The sequence below is a fragment of the Alkalibacterium thalassium genome (assembly GCF_900101165.1).
GTDB lineage: Bacteria > Bacillota > Bacilli > Lactobacillales > Carnobacteriaceae_A > Alkalibacterium > Alkalibacterium indicireducens.
Genome location: NZ_FNFK01000078.1, coordinates 1 through 6,966, shown reverse-complemented (window position 1 = coordinate 6,966; position 6,966 = coordinate 1). Strand labels below are relative to the sequence as shown.

Sequence of the window (6,966 nt, the reverse complement as noted above, 5' to 3'; positions counted from 1 at the left end):
CTCCATGTGAGGATAGGGCTGGTCAAGTGGTTTAGATACGGTCGGAGCACGGGAGTGCGTTGTCCAACGATTACGTTCTTCGATAAGAGAACGGGTCAATTCACGATATTTTTCAAGCATTTCCTGTTGTCTGATATTTTCTTTCAGGCAATAGTAGATAATTTCAAACTGACAGTTTATAATAGGGGTATACAGCACTTGCTTTTCCTTCTTTCTGGGGATAGTTTGGTAGTCGGATACCTACTATTTTACCGATAAATGAGGGAGGGGCAAGTGTTTTTTGTCTTTTCCTTGATAGAACAACGGTTATAGACCTTTAAGAACAAAAAAATTTGACAGTAACCCTTGGAGCATAGGGGGAACTGATATGGATCTGATTCTGATCGTCGGGCCGCAGGCTGTGGGGAAAATGACTGTAGGACAAGCTCTGGAGAAGAAGATTGATGCCAGGCTTCTGTTCAATCATGAAACGATCGATCTGTTTGCCCGATTTCTGGGGTACACACGTGATACGTTTCGTCTGTCTGAAGTCGTCAGGTATGACCTGTTCAAAGCCTTTACTGAACATCCTGAATCAAATGTCACTCATGGCATCATCTTTACGGTAGTCGCAGGCTTTGATACGGATTCGGACTGGGACATCCTGAGGAACTGGTCGTCGCTTTTTCTCGCCGCCGGTGGGAATGTATTCTTTATCGAACTTGAAGCGGATCTTGATGTTCGGCTCAAACGTAATAAAAGTGAGCTGCGTCTGTCAATGAAGCCATCGAAAAGAGACGTGGATTTTTCCGAAGCGGAGCTGCTTCAGAGTATGGAAAAGCATAGATTGAATTCCTTTGAGGGAGAAGTTGAAGCCAAGCTTCCGGAAGTCAGCTACCTCAAGCTGAATACAACTGAACTGTCAGCCGAAGTGTCCGCCGGGAAAATCAATGACTGGCTGCTTGAGAGAGGTTATAATCAAACGACCCGCCCTGAGTAAACAGGACGGGTTGCTTTTTCTACTCTTTTATAACAAGCTTACTGATCTGTTCTTTAATATTATCCAGTGGGACATCAGCCTGCAGCAGTGAAGCTGTTGTATAGGCTCCTTCTATGAAGGCAGTGTTTAAAATCTCCACATTTTTTTCAGTCATTTCAGTTGCCATGTCCAGATTCATCTTTGCGCTTCCCAGATCATAGAAGCACAGGATATGATCTTCTTCGAAGGATTCAAGAGTCTCACTGATCAGATCAAAGGATGTCCCGACGTCGCCGTCTTCAGTTCCACCTGCTGTTTTAATCGTCACGTCGGAAGCGACCTGGTCCAGAAGTTGTTTCAGACCGGTTGCGACACGTTCAACATGAGAGACGAGAAGCACACCATAGGATTTACTCATCAGTCACACCCGCTTCCAGAAGACTTTCAAAGAAATAGGCGCTCGATTGTGCCCCGGGATCGATGTGACCGATTGAGCGGTCTCCTAGATAAGATGCCCGCCCTTTAGTCGCTTTCATGTCTTTCGTGCTTTCCAGAGCACTGTCGATCACTGACTGATCAAGTGTCCCCTCCTTCAATGCATCGACTGCCGGCGCCCAGACGTCAACCATCGTCTTCTCACCTGTTTCAGCTTTACCCCGTTTGGTTATACCGTCGAGACCGGAGGACAAGAGAGATGAAATGTCATCTGATTCTTTGGACTGTTTGGCCATGGAGATAAAAGCTGAGCCGTACAAGGGACCACTGGCTCCACCGACTTTACTTACGAGGACCATTCCGATGTCCTTGAAAAGGTCTGATAGATTGTCGTAGCTTTGCTGCTCCAGTTTCTCATTGACAGCCGCTACACCTCTTGTCAAGTTGCTTCCATGGTCCCCGTCCCCGATTGCAGAATCGAGTTCGTTGAGAAAACTTTTCTCATCAGTTATTTTTTTGCTGAAGTGTTCGAAACTTTTTATCCATTTTTCTGTCTGTGCCATTTAAACGCTCCTTCCAGTTATCTACCAGCCAATGACCTCAACAGGTGCATTAAGGTAGTCGATCCATTGTACATCTTCTATTTTCAGTAATGTCAAGGAAACCCCTGCCATATCGATTGCCGTCATATAATCGCCGACTTTTCTGTAGACCAGATCCAGTTCTTCGGCGTCATCCAGCAAAGCTCTGATGTCGTTCATAAAGACAAACTGCTCCATCAGCGGAGTAGCACCCATTCCATTTACCATCACTGCAAACTTGTCACCAGCTGACCAGTCTACTTCTTTTTTTAGTTTGGATACAAATTCTTCAGCCAGTTCTTTCGATGGTTTCAGATTCTCACGGCTGTATCCAGGTTCTCCGTGTATGCCGATTCCGAACTCTATTTCATTATCTTCAAGCTCGAATCCCGGCTTGCCCACTTCAGGATTGGTTGCAGGAGAAAGTGCCAGACCGATAGAATACAGATTGTCATTTACTTGTTCAGCCAGTGCCTTGATATCTTTGAGTGATGCACCTGATTCAGCTGCCGCTCCAAGAATCTTATGCATGAAGACTGTCCCAGCGACTCCTCTTCGGCCGGCTGTAAATGTACTGTCTTCTACAGCGATGTCGTCATCAACAACAATGGAATCGACTTCGATGTCTTCCAGCTCAGCGAGTTCCTTTGCCATGTCGAAGTTCATGACATCACCTGTGTAGTTCTTGATGACAAGAAAAACGCCTTGACCTTCGTCTGCCGCTTTTATGCCTTCAAGAATCTGATCAGGTGTAGGGGACGTAAAGACTTGCCCGGCCACAGCTGCTGAAAGCATACCTTTGCCGACAAACCCGGCATGACTGGGTTCATGTCCGCTTCCTCCGCCGCTGACCAGCCCAACTTTTCCAGACGGGTCAAGTGTCCGCGCAATCACAGTTGTGTCAGGTACACGCCTGACCAGCGAGTCGTAGGCATATGCCAATCCATTGAGCATATCATCAACGACCTGATCCGGCTGATTGATAATTTTCTTCATAATAATATTCTGCCTCCTTATTGTTTTCTCTAACCATATTGTACGCGTTTTAAAAATGAAATTCTAATAATTCACTTCTGAGAAAGGACTTTTTGGTATACTGATACCATAGATTGAACGGGAAGGAGAATAGATTTGAAAACATTAGTCATTATCAGCCATCCGAGCATAGATGAATCCGGCAGCCAGCAGTTTCTAATTCAGGCCCTGTCAGATCGTTCACTGGAGCAGGTCACACTTCATCCGCTCGAAAAAACTTACCCTGATGGAGTCATAGATGTAAAACATGAGCAGGAGTTGCTTAAGTCTCACGACCGGATCATTTTTCAGTTTCCGTTCTATTGGTATTCGTCTCCCCCCCTTTTAAAGCACTGGCAAGATGAGGTTCTGACCGAACATTTTGCTTTCGGGTATAGAGGGGACAAGCTCAAGGACAAAGAACTGGGACTCGTCCTGTCCATAGGTCTCTCAGAAAAGGAGTACCAGACGGGTGGACAGGAAGGGTACAGTATCAGTGAATTGACCAAGCCGTTCCAAGCGGTGGCTAGAAAAACCGGTATGACTTATCTCAAGCCGCTCTCTATTTTTCAGTATGCGTATATGAGTGAAGAGGAGCGGATGGGACTGCTGATCCGTTATCAACAGTATCTTACATTGAAAAAACCGGATTCTCTCAAACCTCGCGAAGAGTGGATAATTGCCGCACTGAAAGAGACCGCGACTGAAACTTTGAGGACTGATCACTCTGATTTTATAATCGAGCAGGTGATTGAACATATTGAAGACAACCGAATGGAACTGGATGAACTGCGCATGCATATTGATAATTATCATGAATGAAAGGTGGAAGAAGATGGATGAACAGGATTGGATCATCAGGGAACTGGAGCAGCTTTTCGATTCAAGCCGGGATTATAAACAGAAAGCACTCCTTAAAGCAGCAGCAGATCTGATTAGAGAACAGAAAACACGTAAAGAGCAGCTTCAGGGAGAACTGGACGGGACTTTATGGAGTCCGGGAAACTGGAGAAACTGATGCTGGTCAATCGGAAAATCAGAACAATTGACGAGCAAAAGAGAAAAAAGGAGGAGCAATCATGAAGTATGGGTGGGTAGGTTGGCTGGTTGTGCTGATTACAGGAAGTATAGTTTCAGCTAGTCCGGTACACGCACAGGGAAATACAATGCACGACTTGACTATTGATGTCCAGTTGCTCGAAAACGGGACGGCCGTTATTACTGAACGACGGGACATGACTATGGAAGAAGGAACTGAACTCTTTATCGTCATAGAAGAGACCGATGGTGTGGAAGTCATCGACTTCTACGTTGAAGGTATGGAAGAACAGACTGATTGGGATTCCAATGCTTCCAGAGAAGATAAAGCCGGATCATATGGCATAGATAACAGTTCGTCTGAAACGGAACTGATATGGGGGATCGGAGACTATGGGCGTAACGAGTATGTAGTGACCTATACTCTTAGCAATATAGTCAGACAGATGGAAGACGGGCAGTCCATGCACTGGAATTTCAATACATTTGGAGACATTCCTCCTGAAAATCTGACGATCGATATAAGCGGGCCATTCGATTTCACTCAGGATATGACTAGAATCTGGGGATTCGGTTATGAGGGACAGATTGATCTGCTTGATGGAGAGGTCCGTACTTATACTCAGGCTGAACTGGAAGACAACCAGAATGTCTCGGTAATTGTACAGTTTCTTAATGATCCGTTCCTGCTGTCATACTATGATGAACGAACCCTTGCTGAAGTCGTTGAGGATATAGAGCAGGATCCTGGACGTGGAGATGCGGGTGGAGGAGGGCTGAGTGGGACAGTCATCTCTGTTATTATCGGTGCATCGGTAGCGTTTGTACTAGCTATATTAGCCGTTCTGGTAAAAATTGAACGGCTGAAAAAAGATGGCGGGAAAATCCCTAATTTCTACGAGCAACGCAAACGGAACAAAGGGATGTATTACACAGAGATTCCTTACAAAGATGGTGATATTACAGATGTTGCCTTCTTCCTGAAACAGCTGAAGATGGGAACGGTTGAGCATTATTTCTTTGCCTTCTTACTGAAATGGTCTAAGGAAAAATGTCTGATTATAGAAGAAGGCGAGGAAGGCAGAAAAAATAAGACCCGTCTGACTTTTGTTCCGGAGACCTTTGAGAGGAAATCACAGCAAGACCTGGCAGGATCAACAGTTGAAGCAGAACTCTGGAATTCTCTGATCGAAGCTAGTGACAGCAGCTACCAGATGAGCAGTAAAGAAATGAAGAAATGGGCTCAAAAACAGGCAGACAAACTTCACAAGCTTGATAAGCAGCTTCTTGACGACTCCAGAGATCTGACGATTGCAGAGGGGTATATCAAGGAAGATACTGTTTCTTTCCTGACTGCACGACTGCCGTATACATCGATTACAAAAAAAGGTCAGAGGCTTTACGATCATCTGACCCAGTTTGAAAATCATCTAAATGCATTAGGTGAGGACAAATCACTCAGCTATAAACAGCTGATTCCTGAAGAGTCATTCCTGATGTGGGCAGGCTTGTATGGAAAAGAAGAAGAAGTGATCAAGTCTATTGAAGCAATCATGCCGGACTGGGCAGAACAGGAAATCGAGTATATCCCGCACTACTATATGTATTATCCAGGCCTGCATGTGTTTTCAAGCAGTATGCACAGCGGCTACTCAAATGGAGGCTACTCATCTTCAGGTGGCTTCGGCGGATCGACCTCCATCGGTGGTGGGGGCGGTGCCATGGGTGGCGGAGGCGGCGGAGCACGCTGACGTTAAAGCTGCTGGTCATCCGAATGATATGATCTATAGTGCACTATGAACATGCTAGGCTTGTTTAGAAGATCTTCCTTCTGAATAAATCTAGCTTTTTTCTTACGTGTGATTAATGAGATAGATGTACTGATAGACAGATGCAGATTAATTTGCTATTCAAAGATCGGGAGGAAAACGATAAAGCAAGTCTTAATATTAGAGAAGACAGGCGGGACAATAATGATGGGGTTTTCATAAAATGGTGCCACTGACTGTTCAGATGTGATATATTTATGATATTAATATACAAGTATGACATATTTAACGTAAGGAAGGTATTTATGCAGACTATCACTTTGCAGGACCAGACGTATGAAGTTTTAAGAGAAATGATTATCAAACTTGATTTGTATCCAGGTCAGAAAATTTCAGAATCTCATTTGATCGATCTTCTAGAAGTGGGACGAACGCCAATCAGAGAATCATTGAAGCGGTTGAAAAAACAGAATCTGATTTTTACCTTTCCTCAGTCAGGAACGTATGTATCCAGAATAGATATGAGTAGAGCATTGCAGGCACGTTTTATTCGAGAATGTGTAGAAAAAGAAGTGATGACAGAGCTGTGCGGTGTGATGGATGAAAAGTCCGAGAAGATGCTTTGGAAGATTTTAGATAGACAAAGAGAGACCTTTAAGAATAATAATGTTTCTGATTATTTTGATGTTGACAATGAATTTCATCTAGTTTCACCACCAAGGAAACTCGGTACTTTAGTGCCGTGAGGAATTGGTGGGTTTGTGAAACTCAATTCTTTAGATTTTTTTCACTATAGAAGTCCTTTCTGTTAACTTTTCACTTTTAATTATAATATAATGTATTTAGTGAAAGGAGGTTTTGGGATATGGATATTACACTTACAGCTAAACAACAAATCTTTCCGGATGAAAAACAAGTTCAAACCTTTAAAGATACGATGAATACGTATACCAGATCTTTGAATTTTGTTTCCGAATGGATTTTTAACCACAACTTTAACTTGAAGCAATTTAGTATTCACAAAGAAATCTATCATACAGTTCGTGAGACGTTTAGTCTAAAATCCCAACTTACGCAAAATGCGATTCGTGATGTTATTGCACGCTACAAGGCAGTCGAAACGCAACTCAAAAGTAAGGGTGGTCAATTAGAGCACTTGTGGTACCCATTG

Annotated in this window: 9 protein-coding genes and 1 pseudogene; 6 read left to right on the top strand and 4 right to left on the bottom strand. The window is 43.8% G+C overall.

Annotation, left to right across the window (positions count from 1 at the left end; translation table 11 throughout):
* Nucleotides 1-198: hypothetical protein (locus tag BLR76_RS10690; RefSeq protein WP_143009248.1), on the bottom strand; the 198-nt coding region annotated here is incomplete at its 3' end.
* Nucleotides 199-367: 169 nt separating this feature from the next.
* Here BLR76_RS10690 and BLR76_RS10685 point away from each other — a divergent pair.
* Complete coding sequence (locus tag BLR76_RS10685; protein WP_091268805.1) at nucleotides 368-979, top strand: P-loop nucleotide/nucleoside kinase family protein; 612 nt, start codon at nucleotides 368-370, stop codon at nucleotides 977-979.
* A 19-nt stretch (nucleotides 980-998) separates the two neighbouring features.
* On the opposite strand, the gene dhaM is transcribed toward BLR76_RS10685, so the two are convergent.
* Genes dhaM through dhaK form a run of 3 tightly spaced genes read right to left on the bottom strand, consistent with a single transcriptional unit; the run spans nucleotide 999 to nucleotide 2,970 of the window.
* Nucleotides 999-1,376 carry a dihydroxyacetone kinase phosphoryl donor subunit DhaM gene (dhaM, locus tag BLR76_RS10680; RefSeq protein ID WP_091268804.1) on the bottom strand — a complete coding sequence of 126 codons (378 nt, stop codon included), beginning with the start codon at nucleotides 1,374-1,376 and terminating at the stop codon, nucleotides 999-1,001.
* The gene (gene dhaL, locus BLR76_RS10675) at nucleotides 1,369-1,956 is read right to left on the bottom strand and encodes a dihydroxyacetone kinase subunit DhaL (protein ID WP_091268803.1); all 588 of its coding nucleotides are present in this window, start codon (nucleotides 1,954-1,956) and stop codon (nucleotides 1,369-1,371) included. The genes dhaM and dhaL overlap by 8 nt, the downstream gene beginning before the upstream one ends.
* Before the next feature lie 21 nt (nucleotides 1,957-1,977).
* On the bottom strand, nucleotides 1,978-2,970 hold the full coding sequence (gene dhaK / locus BLR76_RS10670; protein ID WP_091268802.1) for a dihydroxyacetone kinase subunit DhaK: 993 nt from the start codon (nucleotides 2,968-2,970) through the stop codon (nucleotides 1,978-1,980).
* 135 nt (nucleotides 2,971-3,105) lie between these two features.
* Between dhaK and BLR76_RS10665 the strand changes: the two genes are divergently transcribed.
* The 5 genes and pseudogenes from BLR76_RS10665 to BLR76_RS10645 form a co-directional block, all read left to right on the top strand.
* Nucleotides 3,106-3,810 carry an NAD(P)H-dependent oxidoreductase gene (locus BLR76_RS10665; RefSeq protein WP_091268801.1) on the top strand — a complete coding sequence of 235 codons (705 nt, stop codon included), beginning with the start codon at nucleotides 3,106-3,108 and terminating at the stop codon, nucleotides 3,808-3,810.
* A gap of 13 nt (nucleotides 3,811-3,823) precedes the next feature.
* Nucleotides 3,824-4,006, top strand: a complete 183-nt coding sequence (locus BLR76_RS10660; RefSeq protein WP_091268800.1) for a hypothetical protein — start codon at nucleotides 3,824-3,826, stop codon at nucleotides 4,004-4,006.
* A gap of 61 nt (nucleotides 4,007-4,067) precedes the next feature.
* Nucleotides 4,068-5,777 (top strand): DUF2207 domain-containing protein, encoded by a 1,710-nt coding sequence (locus BLR76_RS10655; RefSeq protein WP_091268798.1) that lies wholly within the window; start codon nucleotides 4,068-4,070, stop codon nucleotides 5,775-5,777.
* 323 nt (nucleotides 5,778-6,100) lie between these two features.
* Entirely contained in the window at nucleotides 6,101-6,541 is a 441-nt protein-coding gene (locus BLR76_RS10650) for a GntR family transcriptional regulator (RefSeq protein WP_176759702.1), read from the top strand.
* Nucleotides 6,542-6,660: 119 nt separating this feature from the next.
* Nucleotides 6,661-6,966, top strand: a pseudogene (locus BLR76_RS10645) (hypothetical protein); the annotation flags it as partial.